This window comes from Halomonas maura (assembly GCF_030409305.1).
GTDB classification, from domain to species: Bacteria; Pseudomonadota; Gammaproteobacteria; order Pseudomonadales; family Halomonadaceae; genus Halomonas; species Halomonas maura.
Genome location: NZ_JAUFPQ010000017.1, coordinates 241,748 through 258,374, shown reverse-complemented (window position 1 = coordinate 258,374; position 16,627 = coordinate 241,748). Strand labels below are relative to the sequence as shown.

The window sequence follows — 16,627 nt, the reverse complement described above, 5'->3', positions numbered from 1 at the left end:
GAGGAGGACAGCATGCCGATCCACGCCTTTCGCATGACACTGCATCCCGGTCAGCAAGCCGAGTACCGGCGTCGGCATGATGCCCTCTGGCCGGAACTCGCCGCGGCGCTGGGCGAGGCCGGCATCGAGGACTATCGCATCTTCCTCGACGGCGAGACGCGCCACCTGTTCGCCCTCATGGTCCTGCGAGAGGATCACCGCGTCGAGGCGCTGCAGGCACTTCCGGTGATGCGCCGCTGGTGGGACTACATGGCCGACATCATGGACACTCACGAGGACAACGCCCCCGTCAGCGTCCCGCTCGACGAGGTGTTCGCGTTCCGACCCGGAGACCAATGATGCAAGTGATCGACCCCCATGTGCATTTCTGGGACCTCGCCCAGGGCAACCAGCCCTGGCTCGAGCACCCGTCCCCCAACCTGCTCGGTGACTACTCGCCGATGGCCCGCGACTACGGGCCGCGGGATCTGCTGGCCGACGCCGGCGACATCGAACTGCTGGGTGCGGTGCATGTCGAGGCCGACGCCGTCGATCCGCTGGCCGAGACCCGCTGGCTGGCCGGGCTGGTCGAGGAGGGGGGCGAGCCGGTGCTGCCCACCGCCCTGGTGGTGGGGGCCGACCTGTCGCGGCCGGAGGCCGGCGAGCGGCTCGCGGCCCAGTGCGCGATGTCCGACCGGGTGCGTGGCGTGCGCCAGATCCTCAACGTCCATGCCGACCCCCTGTACGACTACGTCGGCCGCCACTACATGGCCGAGCCGGCCTGGTGCGACAACTTCCGTCTGCTGGCGCGGCATGAGCTGTCGTTCGATCTCCAGCTCTACCCGTCGCAGATGCCTCAGGCGGCACGCCTGGCCGAGGCCCATCCGGAGATCCCGTTGGTGGTCAACCATGCCGGCATGTACGTGGATCGCCAGGGCGTGGCCGGCTGGCGCGAGTGGCGCGACGGTCTGCGTCTGCTGGCTGCGCGTGACAACGTCAGCCTCAAGCTCAGCGGCTTCGGCATGCTCGATCACCACTGGACGGTCGGCAGCCTCCGCCCGCTGATCCTGGAGGCGATCGATGTCTTCGGGGTGGAGCGCTGCATGTTCGCCTCCAACTTCCCGGTGGACGGCCTCTATGCCCGGTATCCGGCGATCTGGCACGCCTATGCCGAGATCGTCGCGGATGCCTCGTCGGACGAAACGCGGGCGCTGTTCGTGGACAACGCCCGGCGCATCTATCGCCTTTAGGAACGACAACGCCCTCGTATCCGGTCCTGTCCCCGCGAGGCGGGACCGGCCTCAACCGCCAGTTTCAGGAGCCCGACATGCTGCTCAACGATAAATCCGTCATCATCACCGGCGCCTCCCGGGGCATTGGGCGGGCCGCCGCCCTGGAATGCGCCCGCCAGGGCGCCAACGTGGTCATCGGCTACAGCGGCAGCGCCTCCAGCCGCCCCGCCGTCGACGAACTGATCGCCGAGATCGAGGCCCTCGGCCGCCGCGCCTGCGCCGTCGGTGCGCCGGCCGGCGATGCCGACACCGGCGACAAGCTGGTCGAGGCGGCGGTGGAACACTTCGGCGGCGTCGACGTCTTCGTCAACAACGCCGGCATCTGCCCCTTCCATGCCTTCCTCGACATGCCGAAGGAGCTCTACCTGGAGACGGTCAACACCAACCTGAACGGCGCCTTCTTCGCCGTCCAGGCGGCCGCCAACCAGATGAAGCGCCAGGGCCGCGGCGGCGCGATCATCGCCGTGAGTTCGATCAGCGCTTTGGTGGGCGGCGGCATGCAGACCCACTACACCCCGACCAAGGCCGGCCTGCTGTCGTTGATGCAGTCCTGCGCCATCGCCCTGGGGCCCTACGGGATCCGCTGCAACGCGCTGCTGCCCGGCACCATCGAGACCGATATCAACAAGGATGACCTGGCCGACGCCGAGAAGCGCGAGTACATGGTCAGCCGTACGCCGCTGGGCCGCCTGGGGCGTCCGGACGACCTGGCCGGCCCCATCGCCTTCCTCGCCTCCGACATGTCGCAGTACGTCACCGGCGCCTCGCTGCTGGTCGACGGCGGCATGTTCGTCAACCTGCAGTAAGCCTGTCGCCTAACCATCCATTCGCTTAATTCGCTGGCCGCGCGCCGAGGACCCCCGATGCACCTGCCCCCCAACGCTTTCAAGGCCGCCCTCGACCGGGCGGACACCCAGTACGGCCTGTGGGCCGGTTTCGGCACCGGCTACGCCGCCGAGATCTGCGCCTCCACCGGCTACGACTGGCTGCTGATCGATGGCGAGCATGCCCCCAACAGCGTGCCGTCGATCCTCGCCCAGCTGCAGGCCGTGGCGCCCTACGCCTCGGCGCCGGTGGTCCGCACCGTCAACCAGGATCCCGCCCTGATCAAGCAGCTGCTGGATATCGGCGCCCAGACCCTGATGGTGCCGATGGTCGAGAGCGCCGAGCAGGCCGAGGCGCTGGTGCGCGCCATGCGCTACCCGCCCCACGGCATCCGCGGCGTCGGCGGCGGCCTGGCGCGGGCCACGCGCTGGGACGGGGTCGCCGACTACCTGGCCACCGCTCACCAGGAGCTGTGCCTGATCGTCCAGGTGGAATCGCGGCTCGGCGTCGAGAACGCCGAGGCGATCGCCGCCGTGGAGGGCGTCGATGCGGTCTTCGTCGGCCCCGCCGACCTGTCCATCAACCTCGGCTATCCCGGCGATCCGGGCCATCCGGCGGTGCAGGAGAGAATCGCCCACGTCATTCGCGTGGGCCAGGCCGCCGGCAAGGCGGTGGGCATCCTGGCGCCCCAGGAGGACGACGCTCGCCACTACGCCTCGCTGGGCTGTCGTTTCATCGCCGTGGGCATCGACATCAGCCTGCTGCGCCAGGCCGCCATCGCCAACCTGGGACGCTACCGGGAGCAGCGCGAGGCCGCCGCGCCTTCGCGCCTGTACTGAGTGTCCGACCACGTACATCCGTCAACCACGCCAACGGAGACTTCGCCATGACCCGCCAGCAACCGGTCTACCAGAACTACATCGACGGCACCTTCGAGGCCGCCAGCGAGCACCTCGAAGTCCATAACCCCGCGACCGGCGAGACGCTGTCGCGGGTCCCCGAGTCGCGCGCCGAGGACGTCGAGCGTGCCCTGGCCGCGGCCCGCGGCGCCCAGAAGGCCTGGGCGGCCAAACCCGCCGTCGAACGCGCCGCCTTCCTGCGCCGGATCGCCGCGAAGATCCGCGAGGACGTGCCGCGCCTGGCGCGCATCATCACCCAGGAGCAGGGCAAGGTCACGGCGCTGGCCGAGACCGAGGTCAACTTCACCGCCGACTACCTCGACTACATGGCCGAGTGGGCGCGGCGCATCGAGGGCGAGATCATCGAGAGCGACCGCCCCAACGAGAACATCTTCCTGTTCCGCAAGCCGCTCGGCGTGGTGGCCGGTATTTTGCCGTGGAACTTCCCGTTCTTCCTAATCGCCCGCAAGATGGCGCCGGCGCTGGTGACCGGCAACACCATCGTCATCAAGCCGAGCGAGGAAACCCCCAACAACTGCTTCGAGTTCGCCAGGCTGCTCGACACGGTCGGCCTGCCGGCGGGGGTGTTCAACGTGGTCAGCGGCAGCGGCGCCACCACCGGCCACGCCCTGACCGCCAGCCCCGAGGTCGACATGATCAGCTTCACCGGCAGCGTCGCCACCGGCTCGCGGATCATGGCCAGCGCCGCCGACAACATCACCAAGCTCAACCTGGAGTTGGGCGGCAAGGCGCCCGCCATCGTGCTCGACGACGCCGATATCGACCTGGCGGTCAAGGCGATCCGTGGCTCGCGCATCATCAACAGCGGCCAGGTCTGCAACTGCGCCGAGCGGGTCTACGTCCAGCGCGGGGTTGCCGACGAGTTCATCGAACGCATGGCCCAGGCGATGGGGGCGACCACCTATGGCGACCCCCTGGCCCAGCCCGACGTCGAGATGGGCCCGCTGATCAACCAGGCCGGCCTCGACAAGGTCGGCGCCATGGTCCAGACCGCGCTGGCCGACGGCGCCGAGCTGGTCACCGGCGGTGGGGTCGGCGACCGGCCCGGTGGTTACCACTACCAGCCCACCGTGCTGACCGGCTGCCGCCAGGACATGCAGATCATGCGCCAGGAGGTGTTCGGCCCGGTGTTACCGATCCAGGTGGTCGAGGACATGGACGAGGCCATCGCCCTGGCCAACGACTCCGACTACGGCCTGACCTCGTCGATCTATACCCGCAACCTGGCCAGTGCCATGCGCGCCTGCCGCGAGATCGACTACGGCGAAACCTACATCAACCGCGAGAACTTCGAGGCCATGCAGGGCTTCCATGCCGGGGTGCGCAAGTCGGGCATCGGCGGCGCCGACGGCAAGCACGGCCTCTACGAGTACACCCACAGCCATGTGGTCTACCTCGAAGCCTGAGGACCCGCCTTCCCAACAATAACGAGAGGTGCACGCGATGAGTGACAGTGTGCAGGCGCAGGCGGCGGGGGAGAGCCCCGCCACCGGCGGCGAATACGAACGCCACCCCGTCCCCGGCCAGGCGCGGATGGGCTTCAAGAACTTCCTCGGCATGTACGCCGGCGAGCATACCGCCGGCACCGAGCTGATGATCGGCCCGCTGTTCGTGCTGGCGGGGGTGGCCGCCTTCGACGTGGTCATGGGGCTGTTGATCGGTAACGCCCTGGCGGTGCTGAGCTGGCTGCTGCTCACCGCGCCCATCGCCACGCGGGTTCGCCTGACGCTCTACTACCAGCTCGAGAAGATCGCCGGTCGCTACACCGTGATCCTCTACAACCTGGCCAATGGCCTGGCCTTCTGCTTCCTGGCCGGGGCCATGATCACGGTGTCTGCCACCGCCGTGGGCGTATGGTTCGGCTTCCCGCTGCCGACCCTGTCGGACCTGATGCCCAACAGCGTCGGCTGGGTGCTGAGCGTGCTCGGCGTCGGCATCGTCATCACCCTGGTGGCCGCCTACGGCTATCGTTTCGTCTCCTGGTTCGCCAACATCGCCGCGCCCTGGATGGTGCTGATCTTCCTGGGCTTCGGCATCGTCTCGCTGAAGTGGTTCATCGATGCCACGGGCACCGGGGTGGGGTCGCCTGCCGACCTCTGGGCCCTGGCCGAGACGGCGATCTGGACCGGCGTACAGGTGCCCGGCCAGCCGGACTTCTCGATCTGGCACGTGATCTTCTTCGCCTGGTTCGCCAACATGGCCATGCACGTCGGCATGTCCGACCTGTCGGTGCTGCGCTTCGCCCGCAAGAGCTGGTACAGCATCGCCTCGGCGGCGGGCATGTACGTTGGCCACTTCATGGCCTGGCTGGCCGCCTCCATGCTGTTCGCCTTCCAGATGTACGAGGCAGGGCTCACCTCCGACAGCGCCATGATCGCCGCCGCCGAGGCCGGGCAGATCCCCAATCCGTTGCCCGGCCCCCTGGCCGATCAGGCGCTGGGCGTGGCAGGGCTGATCTGCGTGATCATCGCCGGCTGGACCACCGCCAACCCGACCATCTACCGCGCCGGGCTGGCCTTCCAGGCGGTCATTCCCCGGGTCTCGCGCTTCAAGGTGACCATCGGCACGGGGCTGTTGACCACCTTCGTGGCGATGTTCCCGGGGGTGGCGATGCAGCTACTGGGCTTCGTGGCACTGTACGGGCTGCTGCTGATGCCGATCGGCGCGGTGATCGTCATCGACTTCTGGGTGCTGCCCAAGCTGGGGCTGAAGAGCTTCTATGCCGAAGTCGCCGGACGCAAGATCACCTATCCGGTGCTGGGCACCTGGCTGATCACGTTGGCGATCTGCCTGGTCCTGGTGGAGTTCGCCAAGATCGAGATCTTCTTCGTCGCCCTGCCGGGCTGGTTCATCGCTGCGGCGCTGTTCATCGGCCTGAGTTACATGGCCCAGCGAGCGAACGCCAGCGACACGGCCACCGAGTTCAAGACCGCCTCAGGCAAGGAGTGACCCCCATGCGCAAGCTGCTTCAGACCATCTCGATCGCCATGCTGGTGTTGACGGTGCTGTTTCCGGTGCTCTACCTGGCCGACGCCATGGGCGAGTCGGCGATGAAGGGGGCCATGCTGGCGGTCACGGTCGTCTGGTTCGCCGTCACGCCACTCTGGATGGGCAAGGAAGACCGCGCCGTCGTGGCCGGCGATAGCGCCGAAGGATAGCCGGCCAGAAAGTGTTTCGGGGACGCCGGGTCCCACGCTTCAATGCTGCCTCATACGCCCACGGCACATCCGCGTGGGGCAGCTTTCCTGTTGCCGAACAACGTCGATAACGACATACAAGGAGCCGCACACTCATGGAAATATTGCATCTGGCGATCGCCATCGCCCTGATCCTGCTACTGATTCTTTACGTCAAGCTGAACGCGGCCATCAGCCTGATCATCGGCAGTCTCTATCTGGGACTGGCCATGCAGTTGGGCATGACCGGCACGGTGGATGCCATCAGCAGTGGTTTCGGCGGCATCATGGCCGGGATCGGGCTACCGATCGGCTTCGGCGTGATCATCGGCCAGTTGATGAGCGACTCGGGGTCGGCCCACAAGATCGCTCATACCCTGGTCGCGAGCGCGCCGCGCAGTGCGGGACTCTATGTGCTGGGACTGACGGGGTTCCTGCTGTCGATCCCGGTCTTCTTCGACGTCACCTTCGTGATCCTGGTGCCGCTCGGGGTGGCGTTGGCCCGAACCCTGGGCAAGCCGCTGCCCTATGCCATCGGTGCCCTGGTCATCGGGGCTGCCACTTCGCATACCATCGTGCCGCCGACACCCAATCCTCTGGCCGCCGCCACGATCCTGGACTTCGATATCGGCGTCATGACCTTCGCCGGCCTGGGCGTGGGGCTCGTCACCTCGCTGATCGTGATGAAAGTCTACTTCCTGCTGCTGGATTGCGGGATCTGGAATCGGCACAAGGATGAAATGGGCGTGGCCCAGCAAGTGCCGGGAGACGACAGCCGTCGGGAGATGCCCGATATCCCGCTGTGGATGGCGCTCACACCGGTGGCCTTGCCTATCCTGTTGATCCTGAGTGGCACCGTCTACGACTACTGCCAACAGCTCGGCCTGCTGGCCGGGGAGGAGCTGCCCGCCTTCATCGCCTTCCTGAGTGACCGTATCGTCGCCCTGATGGCCGGCGCCTTGGCGGCCTATGCGGTCGCGGCGCGGGAGATGGGACGCCAGGCACGGGATGACTCGGCCTCGCGCGGCCTACAGACCGCCGGTGTCGTGTTACTGGTCACCGGCGCGGGGGGCTCTCTGGGCAAGGTGATCGAGACCACCCAGATCGGCCAGATGCTGGTCGATGGTCTCTTCCAGGAGACCCAGTCGGCGCTCGGCATGATCCTGCTGACCTACGCCCTGGCCGCCATCTTCCGCATCGCCCAGGGCTCCGGTACCGTCGCTGGCATCACCGCCATGACCATCATGGCAGGCGCGGCGTCGACGGGCGTCGTCGATCCGCTATGGATCGCGCTGGCGGCCTTGTCCGGCGGCATCAGCATCGGCCACGTCAACGACAGCGGCTTCTGGATCACCACCCAGCTCGCCGGTTTCAGCGTCCGCGGTGGCTTCAAGACCTACACCCTGGGCGAGGCGCTGGTCTCGTTGATGATCCTGGCGTTGACGCTGGTAGGCGCCACGCTCTGGCCGTGAATATGCTGAGCCAGCCCATGTTCTGTTGAATCTCCCCGACTGGTATCGCCGATCCTGCTCCAGGGAAGTGTCTCTTCCCTGGAGCTTTTTCGTGTCGCGTTCATTGCGTGTCGCGGCCATGGGTAAAGGCATCGCCGAACTCGATCACAGCGTGGCAGCGTCGTGACGGAATCGGTTCAGGAACTTCATGACCTCCTCGAGATCGGCGAGCTCCACCTCGTCCAGAATGACATTGAGATGCGGCTTGCGGGGCCCGAGCCAGTCGAACAGGAAGGCATAATCGAGCAGACCTTGACCGACGGGAGCGGGGCATAAGGCGCCATTCTCGGCGCAGACGTCCTTGGCATGCATCACGGCAATTCTCTCTCCCCATGATTCGAACGCCTCCCGGAAGATATCCCGCTGTCGCGCATAGTTGTCGATGGTGAGGAAGTTGACCGGGTCGAAGATGATCTGCAGATTGGGAGAATCCACGCTGTCCAGCAGTCGCGTCACGGTCTCGGGCGAGTAGACGGGGTGATTGACCCCGGGTTCGATGCCGACGATCACGCCGAAACGCTCCGCCTCCACGACCAGCTCCTTGACACTGTCGATGACCGCTTGCAAGGGGGCGTCGTGGAAGTTGTCCTCGGTGTAGGCGATGTCGGGATGGACGTTGCCGGTTTCGGTGCCCACGATGCCGCAGCCGAAGTCACGTGCATGGCGCAAATGCTCCTTGAAGCGCGCCAGGGCGTTGCGTCTCTCGTCCGGGTCGGGGTGAATGATGTTGACATAGCAGCCCAGCACGGCGATCTGCACGTCGTGATGACGAAAAGCGCTACCGATACGATAGGCCAACCCGGGTGTCAAGCTACCCGGCGGAGCAGGGATGACGAATGACTTGCTCGGCGCTAGTTGCACCGAACCGAGCCCCCGCCGTGCAACGTCTGCGACCAGGTCGTCCAGGGACTGTTTGGGCAGGTCGTGCGCCCTGATGCCTATATTCACGTTTTCCTCCTGATGTCGATGTCTGCCGTGTCCGAGGCCGGGTTGCAGGAATGCTGGAGTACCGACGAAGTGGGCGAGGGGGCACGAGGCTGGCGCCCCCTCGAACTCCGGTGCTTACTTGTCGCTCAGTTCCTTGATCTTCTGATAGAGCGCGTACTGTTCAGGCTGCCCCTTTAAATCCTCGTATATCGGCTGCACGGCCGCCTGGAAGGGGGTGATATCGACCTCGTTGATTTCGACCCCGAAGTCGTTGCGGATCTGGTCACGCGCCGTCTCGACGGCCTCCGACCACTTCTCGAGTTGGAAGTCGGTGGACTCCTGGATGGCTTCCATGAGGGCATCGTGCTGCGCGTCCGAGAGTCGGGACAGGGTATTGCTGTTGAACAGGATGATATCGGGGATGCGCGTGTGGCCGTCCAGTGAGTAGTGGTTGACCACCTCGCCGTGCCGCGCCGTGGTAAGAGCAAACTCATTGTTCTCGGCGCCATCCAGTACTCCCTGCTGGAGTGCCGTGTAAACCTCTTCCTGGGCCATGACCACGGGCGAGGCACCCAGCAGTTTCATGGTGTCGACGGCAATCTGGCTCTGCATCACCCGGATCTTCTTGCCTTCGAGATCCGAGACCTCGTCGATCGGGGTATCCTTGGTGTAGAAGTTGCGCTGACCGGAGTCGTACCAGCCGACGCCGACGAAGCCTTGATCCCGGGTGGAGTGGTAGACCTCGTCCATGACGGCGTCACTGTTCATGACCTCGTAGAAGTGCTCCTGGTCGTCGAACAGGTAAGGCATGGAAAAGACGCCGTAGAGTGGCGAGAAGCTGCCCATCAGGCCACCGGAGACCTTGGTCATGTCGATCGCCCCCGTCTGCAGCAGCTCGACCAGCTCACTCTCACCGCCCAACTGGCTGTCCGGAAAGTAGGTGACACTGATCGAACCACCCGACTTCTCTTCCACGAGATCGCCGAACTTCGCCAGGGCATCCTTGACCGGTTGGGAGTTCTGGGCATATGCCAGCCTGAGATTGACGCTGTTCTCGGCCTGCGCCGAGGCGGCGCCCAGGGACAGGGTGGCGATGGCGGCGACGAGAATGGCCTTGGTGTGTTGAGGCATGGTCATGGTTGACTCCATGGTTTGGTATTGTTGGTGAAATTGCGGGCTCATCAGGGCCCCGGATCAACTTTAGAGGTACGTTCTCAGGTATTCGGACAGGCACAGGATGGCCATGGCCTGACCGTAGGGCATGGAGGTCAGGGGAATCTCGCGGTAGTAGTCGAGGTTGTCGCCCATGGCGGTGCCGAAGGAGACCTGTTCGAGCTCTCCTTCGGCATTGATGTTGTGGATGATGCCCTGGACGGCCTTCTCCGCCACTTCGTAGTAGTCACCATCGAGGTAGCGCATCCTGACGGCCTTGAGGATACCGTAGGCGAACCCGGCGGCGGCGGAGGCCTCCTGATAGGACGATGGGTCGTCGAGCAGCGTATGCCAGAGACCGGACTCCGCCTGCCACTTGGCCAGCGCCTCGACCTGGGACTCCAGGACCTGAAGCAGGAAACGGCGGATGGGGTCTTTGGCCGGCAGGTCCAGCAGTTCCAGGAACTCGGGGATGACGATGGTCAGCCAGCTGTTGCCACGCGCCCAGCGTGCCTCGGCGAAGTTATGGTGGCCGTCGAAGGTCCAGCCATGGAACCAGGCGCCGGTCTGCCGATCCATCAGGTACTGCACATGAATCAAGAACTGGTACTTCGCCTCCTCCACGTAGTCCGGTCGGTCGAGCAGGCGTCCGATCTTGGCCAGCGGCAGAACGCTCATCATCAGGGTGTCGTCCCACAGCTGCTGATGGTTCTCGCTGTTGTAGACGACGTGCTGCAGGCCGCCCTTGTCGGTGCGGGGCATGTCGTACATCACCCAGTCCGCCCAGGCCTGCAGGTACGGAAGCCATTCCTTGCGACCCGTCTCCTCGTAGCGGTAGGCGAGGGTCAGGAAGGGACACACCGTGTTGACGTTCTTGGTGGCTAGGCGGTCGGCGAAACGATCGCGAAACCAGGCGTCGATGATGGCCAGGGCCTCGGTATCGTCGGTCTGCTCGTAGTACTTGTAGATGCCGTACAGGCCGATGCCATGAGTCCACTCCCAGCCGGCCCAGCCCTTGGTATCGATGGTGCGGCCGTCATCCAGATGGAGCAGGAACTCGCCGGTTTCATCCTTGATATTGATCAGGTTGGTGATGGTCTTCTTGATCAATCTAGTGACTTCATTCTTGTCGATGAAGCGCTCATCTTGTCGCAGTAACGGGCTATGTTTAACGCTGAATACTCGCATGTGGTGGTGCTCCAAATCTTGGCGTTGAGGGCGTTAAAGTCCCATAATTCTGGGAAGGAATAGTGTGATTTGCGGGACGTAAGTGATCAGCAGAAGGGTCACCAGGATCACAAGATAGAATGGCATCAAGGGAAGCAGAAGATTCTCAACTTGTTCCTTTGCGATTCCTGCTCCAACGAAAAGGCCTGTGCCAACGGGAGGCGTGATGGTGCCGATGCACAGATTGAATACCATGATGATGCCGAAGTGAATCGGATCCACACCGATTGCCGAGGTAATGGGTAGCAGTATCGGGGTGAAAATCAGGATGGCCGGCCCGATGTCCATGAAGCAACCGATGATGAGCAGCATCAACGTGATGATCAGCAGCACCATGGCCGGGTTGTCGGAGAGCCCGAGGATCGCCATGCTCAGGGCGCTAGGAAGCCCCGTGATGGACATGGCGAATGACATCGCCGCAGAGGCTGCCAACAGGAACATGATGACGCCCGTGGTTTCCGTTGCCTTGATCAGTGACGTGATGAACGAGCGGACATCGATGGTCCTGTAGACGATCAACGTCAGGAACATCGTGTAGATGACCGATATGGCCGATGCTTCGACTGCTGTGAAGATGCCAAGGACGATGCCCCCGATGATGATGACGATCAAGAAGAGACTGGGAAGCGCGTCAAGGATGATTCTTCTGACCGATGCATTCCGAAGGTTCACTCGAGTGGCATAGCCACGCGACCTGGCCGTGATGTAGGCAACCAGCATGCAGCCGGCTCCCCATAGACACCCCGCGATCAGTCCTCCGGCAAACAGGGCGGAGATGGAGGTCCCGCCACTGGCGAGTGCATAGAGGATGAAGGCCGTCGTCGGCGGGATCAGCATGCCGGTAGGGGCCGAGGCGATGTTGGCGGATGCAGCGAACGGTCGACTATATCCTTCCTTCTCGCTCATTGGCACCATTACGCCCCCGATGGACGTGGAGGCGGCAATAGCTGAACCCGAGATGGCACCGAACATCATGTTTCCCACGATATTGGTATGGGCCAATGACCCCGGAATGCGACCGCTGAATAGCTTGGCAAAGTTGACCAGGCGAAGCGCGATGCCACCGTTGTTCATTAGAACGCCGGATAAGATGAAGAATGGTACGGCCAGCAGCGTGAAGCTGTCGAGGCTCGACACCATCTTCTGTGCCGTCGTGAAGATGGCGATCTCGGCGGGTAGTGCCATCAGGATGGTGACGGCTGAAGAGACGGCGATGCAGATTCCAATCGGAACACCGATGATCAGGAGTCCAAGGAATGATAGTACCAGTATGATGCCAGCATCAAAGATCATGACTCCTGCCTCCTGATTTCATGGTGCCCGTGCTGATTTCGGTATTCTTTGTATATGCTGATGCAATTGATCGTGCAGTACAGGATGATGATTCCTCCTGCTGCGGGAAGTGAGGAGTAAAGTGCTCCTTTAGGGACGTTCAGCATGGGGTATATCTGACTCATGCTGTTGGAAGCAGCCTGAAATCCACCAAACACCAAGATCACTGATGCGAAGGCAATGAACAGGATTTCGATGAAAATATCGAAAGTGGTCTTCCAGGGTCCCGTTAATCTATCTGTCAGGAGCGTTAGGCTGACATGCTCCCGGCTTCCTGCCACATAGGCAATGGCGATCATGGATAACCACACCAACGAAAACCTCAGGAAGGCTTCCGATACCGTGCTGGGGTCATTGAGCACATAGCGGGCGATGACCTGCCAGCTGGCGACGCCTACCATGGTGATGAAGAGTAGGCAGCATACAGCCTGTATGCTTCTGTCAAGCAGCGTGCGTATGCGTTCCATTCCGGCTCCCTCTTTCATCGGGAATTTTGACGTGAAGATTGTCTAGCATCATGTGGCTACTCCTGGCTCATCGGCTGGTATCGAGGGGAAGGGGCCCCTCCCTTCCCGGATCGGCGGGGGTCAGAATTTGTATTGGTAGCCGAGCAGCCAGGAGCTATAGCGCTGTCCGGGATCCACTGATGCTTGATCGCTGGTCTCGTCCCGCCGGATATAGCCCCCGAAGATGGTATTGTTCGCGTTCAGCTTATGGAAGGCGAGGAACTCCTGTTCGAGGTAGTCGCGATCGCCGCTGCCGAAATCGGGCGAGTCGTTCTCGTGCTTGAAGTGGTAGTGGGGGTTATAGAGCAACGTCCAGTCGTCATTGATAGCGTAGCTGGCATAAACATCGATGCGCCCGGCACGCCCTTCTTCTGCCGTTTCGTGAGTTGTCTCGTGTTCGTAGCGATAGCGTCCTGCCAGACTCCAGCCATCCCCGCGGTAGCCAACCTTGATCGCCGCGAGGGCACGGGTCACGTTGGAGCGGAACTTGGCGCCGAGCTGTGGCGTGACTGACCAGCGCTGCGTGTTACCGATTTTCCAGGAAGGAAGCGAGTAGTTGACGAAGGCCTCGTCATGCTTGGGCCAGCCGCTTTCATGAAAGCCTTCCTGCCAGAACCAGGACTTCTCCAAGGTCAGCGACGAGGTATCGTCGAATAGCCGGGTGATGGCGATCTTGGGGAGGGTCAGGGCGTGGTCGTTGGTGGTGTGTTCGAGCTTCATCGTCAGAATGTTCTCGGCGGCAGAGGCCGAGCTTGCCAGGAACAGTGCCATACAGGTCGCCGTAGCGCGGGTGTACCACTTGGACTGGGGAAAGGCTCGCATGTTGTCTCCATTGTTGATTCTTGTGGATGGCGGGTGGCTGTCTCGTGTGGCCTGGATGGTGAAAAATCTGTTTTCTTTTTCAGTCCCTTGGTTCATCAAAAATGTATCATCGTGCCTATAAAATTAAAACGCTGTTTCTGTTATACTTTGGTCGATATTTTCCATGGCGGCCAGATCCGACGAAGATTGGAAAAGAGTGGCAAGATCGCGAGTTTATCGTTAAATTTGGACCGATATGCCAATTTTTGTGAAACGAGGTATGTAAGTTATGGCAACGTCGCAGAAACCCGACAATGTGGCGGCCGTCATGAAGGTGTTCGCGATCCTCGAGGGCCTGGCCGAGCAGCGGGATATCGGCCTTTCCGAGCTGTCACAGCGCACCTTCATGTCGAAGAGCACCGCCTATCGCTTCCTGCAGACCATGAAGGAGCTTGGCTATGTGAGCCAGGAGGAGGAGTCCGAGAAATATGCGCTGACTCTCAAGCTCTTCGAGCTGGGAGCCACAGCGCTTTCGAACGTGGACCTGACCCGGCTGGCCGATGCGGAGATGCGCAAGCTCTCCGACGCGACCCACGAGGCCATTCACCTGGGGGTCCTGGATGACGATCCCCGGCAGATCATGTACATCCACAAGTACAACTCCCAGTACAACCTGTGCATGCAGTCGCGCATCGGTCGCCGCAACCCGGTCTACTCCACGGCGATGGGCAAGACCCTGCTGGCCTGGATGGAGCCGGCGCGCGCACGGCAGGTGCTGGAGTCGGTCGACTTCGTGCCCCATACCCAGCACACCCTGACCAGCGTTGAGGCGGTCATGGACGAGTTGCCGGCGATTCGTGCGGAAGGTGTCGCCGAGGACCGGGAAGAGGCCGAGCTCGGCGTGCGTTGCCTGTCGGTACCGGTGTTCGACCGGTTCGGCCAGGCGGTGGCAGCACTCAGCCTGTCCTTTCCGGTAGTGCGCTATGACGATCAGAAGCGGGCGGAGTACGTTCGTCAGCTGCACCAGGCCGGCGAGCGCATCTCCGAGGGGCTGGGCTTCCATGACTACGCCTTCGCCGGCGAGGTGGAGACGGCCTGAGTCGTCGAGTCCTCGGTACAACGCAGGACGCGGCCCGAGGGCCGCGTCCTGCGTTTCTTGGCAATGGGCATGGGGTTCAACGCGCCAGCCAGCCGCCATCCACGGCAAGGGTATGGCCGTGGACGTAATCCGAGGCGGAGGAGGCCAGGAATACCGCGGCGCCGGCCAGATCCTCGGGGCCCCCCCAACGCCCGGCCGGAATGCGGCCCAGGATCTCGCGACTGCGCTCGGGGTCGTGGCGCAGGGCCTCGGTATTGTTGGTAGCCATGTAACCGGGGGCGATGGCATTGACGTTGATGCCGCGGGCCGCCCACTCGTTGGCCATCAGGCGGGTCAGGCCAAGCACGCCGCTCTTGGAGGCGGTATAGGAGGGCACCCGGATGCCGCCCTGGAACGACAGCATGGAGGCGATGTTGATGATCTTGCCGCGGCGCTGCCCGTCGATGCAGGCGCGGGCGAAGGCCTGGGAAAGGAAGAACAGGCTCTTGAGGTTGACGTCAAGGACCTCGTCCCAGTCCTGTTCGGTGAACTCCAGGCTGTCGGCACGGCGAATGATGCCGGCATTGTTGACCAGGATGTCGGCGCCGCCGAAGCGTGCCTCGGCCTGGGCGAGGATGTCGTCGATCGGTGCCGTGCTGGCCAGATCGGCGTCCACGGCCAGGAAGCCCACGCCTAGCGCCTCGACGCGGCGCTGGGTCTCCTCGGGGGCACGGCGATTGACCGCGACGATATTGCAGCCGGCGGCGGCCAGGCCCAGGGCCATGCCCTGGCCCAGGCCGGTATTGCAGCCCGTGACGACGGCGGTCTTACCGCTCAGGTCGAAAAACGATGCACTCATGGGTCCTCCTCGCGGTTCAGCGCAGGTCCGCCATGGCGACATGGTCCATGTCGGGAAAGGTCTGGTTCTCGCCGACCATGGCCCAGATGAAGGTGTAGCTGCCGGTGCCCACGCCGGAGTGCAGCGACCAGCTCGGCGACAGCACTGCCTGGCGGTTGCGCACCACCAGGTGCCGGGTCTCATGCGGCTCGCCCATCATGTGGAAGACCAGGTTGTCGTCGGCCATGTCGAAGTAGAAGTAGGCTTCCATGCGCCGCTCGTGGGTATGGCAGGGCATGGTATTCCACAGGCTGCCTTCCTCGAGCCGGGTCATGCCCATCAGCAGCTGGCAGGTGGGCAGCACGTCCGGCACCAGGAACTTGTAGATGGTGCGCTTGTTGCTGTTGGCAGCCTCGCCCAGGGTCTGGGGTGAGGCATCCTCCAGGGTTACCTTGCGCGTCGGATGGACCTGGTGGGCCGGGGCGCAGGCCATGTAGAAAGCCGCCGGATTGGCCGGGTCCGTACTCTCGAACTGGACATCCCGGCTCTCCTTGCCGATGTAGAGGCCCTCGTGGGTGCCGATCTCGTGGCGGGTGCCGTCGACGACGATCGCCCCGGGGCCGCCGATGTTGATGGTGCCGAGCTCACGGCGTTCGAGGAAGTAGTCGGTGCCGGTCTGCTTGCCCATCGAGGTAGGCACGACCACCGGCTCCTCGACGGGCTGCGCACCGCCGACGATGATGCGGTCGATATGGCTGTACACCAGCTTAAGCTCGTTCTTGACGAACAACTCCTCGATCAGGAATTGGTCGCGCAGGCCCTGGGTATCCAGGGTCTTGGCATGTTCGCTATGAATCGCCTGACGAATTTCCATGCGTCCTCCAGAACCTTTGGTTTCATAAAATTAAAACGCAGGTTCAAAGTAGCATCACCGATGTTCTGATTCAAGGATTTTGATGGCCTTGGCTCGGTAGCGATGCCATGGTCACTGGACTGGAGTTACAGATTCACAGGCCTAGCCAGGCCGTCGCTGACCTCCTCGTGTCGATGAGAGAGTCGACGA

17 protein-coding genes are annotated in these 16,627 nt (G+C 63.1%); 9 read left to right on the top strand and 8 right to left on the bottom strand.

Annotated elements, in window-relative coordinates; translation table 11 throughout:
- Nucleotides 1-12: 12 nt before the first annotated feature.
- The 8 genes from rhaM to QWY76_RS11220 all read left to right on the top strand — a co-directional run bounded on the left by rhaM (nucleotide 13) and on the right by QWY76_RS11220 (nucleotide 7,664).
- On the top strand, nucleotides 13-339 hold the full coding sequence (gene rhaM, locus QWY76_RS11255) for an L-rhamnose mutarotase (protein ID WP_290311295.1): 327 nt from the start codon (nucleotides 13-15) through the stop codon (nucleotides 337-339).
- Entirely contained in the window at nucleotides 339-1,229 is an 891-nt protein-coding gene (locus QWY76_RS11250; protein WP_290311294.1) for an amidohydrolase family protein, read from the top strand. Before rhaM ends, QWY76_RS11250 begins: the two co-directional genes overlap by 1 nt.
- A 77-nt stretch (nucleotides 1,230-1,306) precedes the next feature.
- Entirely contained in the window at nucleotides 1,307-2,077 is a 771-nt protein-coding gene (lra1, locus tag QWY76_RS11245) for an L-rhamnose 1-dehydrogenase Lra1 (protein ID WP_290311293.1), read from the top strand.
- Between the two features lie 57 nt (nucleotides 2,078-2,134).
- Nucleotides 2,135-2,935, top strand: a complete 801-nt coding sequence (locus QWY76_RS11240; protein ID WP_290311292.1) for an HpcH/HpaI aldolase family protein — start codon at nucleotides 2,135-2,137, stop codon at nucleotides 2,933-2,935.
- Nucleotides 2,936-2,982: 47 nt separating this feature from the next.
- Nucleotides 2,983-4,422, top strand: a complete 1,440-nt coding sequence (aldA, locus tag QWY76_RS11235; RefSeq protein WP_290311291.1) for an aldehyde dehydrogenase — start codon at nucleotides 2,983-2,985, stop codon at nucleotides 4,420-4,422.
- Between the two features lie 37 nt (nucleotides 4,423-4,459).
- Nucleotides 4,460-5,965 carry a purine-cytosine permease family protein gene (locus tag QWY76_RS11230; RefSeq protein WP_290311290.1) on the top strand — a complete coding sequence of 502 codons (1,506 nt, stop codon included), beginning with the start codon at nucleotides 4,460-4,462 and terminating at the stop codon, nucleotides 5,963-5,965.
- Between the two features lie 5 nt (nucleotides 5,966-5,970).
- On the top strand, nucleotides 5,971-6,174 hold the full coding sequence (locus tag QWY76_RS11225; RefSeq protein WP_290311289.1) for a hypothetical protein: 204 nt from the start codon (nucleotides 5,971-5,973) through the stop codon (nucleotides 6,172-6,174).
- 134 nt (nucleotides 6,175-6,308) lie between these two features.
- A complete protein-coding gene (locus tag QWY76_RS11220; protein ID WP_290311288.1) occupies nucleotides 6,309-7,664 on the top strand; it encodes a GntP family permease in 1,356 nt (451 codons plus the stop codon).
- Between the two features lie 144 nt (nucleotides 7,665-7,808).
- Here the strand turns inward: QWY76_RS11220 and QWY76_RS11215 are convergent, their stop codons facing one another.
- The 6 genes from QWY76_RS11215 to QWY76_RS11190 all read right to left on the bottom strand — a co-directional run bounded on the left by QWY76_RS11215 (nucleotide 7,809) and on the right by QWY76_RS11190 (nucleotide 13,618).
- Complete coding sequence (locus QWY76_RS11215) at nucleotides 7,809-8,651, bottom strand: sugar phosphate isomerase/epimerase family protein (protein ID WP_290311287.1); 843 nt, start codon at nucleotides 8,649-8,651, stop codon at nucleotides 7,809-7,811.
- 114 nt (nucleotides 8,652-8,765) lie between these two features.
- A complete protein-coding gene (locus QWY76_RS11210; protein ID WP_290311286.1) occupies nucleotides 8,766-9,767 on the bottom strand; it encodes a TRAP transporter substrate-binding protein in 1,002 nt (333 codons plus the stop codon).
- A gap of 63 nt (nucleotides 9,768-9,830) precedes the next feature.
- Nucleotides 9,831-10,892, bottom strand: a complete 1,062-nt coding sequence (gene bglB / locus QWY76_RS11205) for a beta-galactosidase BglB (protein WP_290311285.1) — start codon at nucleotides 10,890-10,892, stop codon at nucleotides 9,831-9,833.
- A 111-nt stretch (nucleotides 10,893-11,003) separates the two neighbouring features.
- Nucleotides 11,004-12,302 (bottom strand): TRAP transporter large permease, encoded by a 1,299-nt coding sequence (locus QWY76_RS11200; protein WP_290311283.1) that lies wholly within the window; start codon nucleotides 12,300-12,302, stop codon nucleotides 11,004-11,006.
- Complete coding sequence (locus QWY76_RS11195) at nucleotides 12,299-12,808, bottom strand: TRAP transporter small permease (RefSeq protein WP_290311282.1); 510 nt, start codon at nucleotides 12,806-12,808, stop codon at nucleotides 12,299-12,301. Before QWY76_RS11195 ends, QWY76_RS11200 begins: the two co-directional genes overlap by 4 nt.
- 120 nt (nucleotides 12,809-12,928) lie before the next feature.
- Nucleotides 12,929-13,618, bottom strand: a complete 690-nt coding sequence (locus QWY76_RS11190) for an oligogalacturonate-specific porin KdgM family protein (RefSeq protein ID WP_290311281.1) — start codon at nucleotides 13,616-13,618, stop codon at nucleotides 12,929-12,931.
- A gap of 319 nt (nucleotides 13,619-13,937) precedes the next feature.
- Between QWY76_RS11190 and kdgR the strand changes: the two genes are divergently transcribed.
- Nucleotides 13,938-14,747 (top strand): DNA-binding transcriptional regulator KdgR, encoded by an 810-nt coding sequence (gene kdgR, locus QWY76_RS11185; RefSeq protein WP_290311280.1) that lies wholly within the window; start codon nucleotides 13,938-13,940, stop codon nucleotides 14,745-14,747.
- Between the two features lie 76 nt (nucleotides 14,748-14,823).
- Here kdgR and kduD read toward each other — a convergent pair whose 3' ends face one another.
- Both kduD and kduI read right to left on the bottom strand, forming a co-directional pair.
- Complete coding sequence (kduD, locus tag QWY76_RS11180; protein WP_290311279.1) at nucleotides 14,824-15,585, bottom strand: 2-dehydro-3-deoxy-D-gluconate 5-dehydrogenase KduD; 762 nt, start codon at nucleotides 15,583-15,585, stop codon at nucleotides 14,824-14,826.
- 16 nt (nucleotides 15,586-15,601) lie between these two features.
- Nucleotides 15,602-16,438 (bottom strand): 5-dehydro-4-deoxy-D-glucuronate isomerase, encoded by an 837-nt coding sequence (kduI, locus tag QWY76_RS11175; protein ID WP_290311278.1) that lies wholly within the window; start codon nucleotides 16,436-16,438, stop codon nucleotides 15,602-15,604.
- Between the last annotated feature and the right edge of the window lie 189 nt (nucleotides 16,439-16,627).